We start from the raw sequence: 223 nt of genomic DNA on the forward strand, positions 1-223 counted from the left end.
TCTTCGAATGATTTCCAACCATTCTGAGGGAACCTTGGGGCGCCTCCGTTACTCTTTAGGAGGCGACCGCCCCAGTCAAACTGCCCACCTGACACTGTCCCCGAACCGGTTCACGGTCCTAGGTTAGAACTCCGATACGATCAGGGTGGTATCCCAACGGCGCCTCCACCGATGCTGGCGCACCGGCTTCCTAGGCTCCCACCTATCCTGTACAGACCGTACC

At 58.7% G+C, this 223-nt stretch carries 1 rRNA gene; it reads right to left on the reverse strand.

The features are described 5' to 3' along the window. Positions 1 to 223: ribosomal RNA gene (locus ACXX53_RS23220) — 23S ribosomal RNA — on the reverse strand; the annotation flags it as partial.

It is taken from the genome of Paenibacillus marinisediminis, from assembly GCF_054343325.1.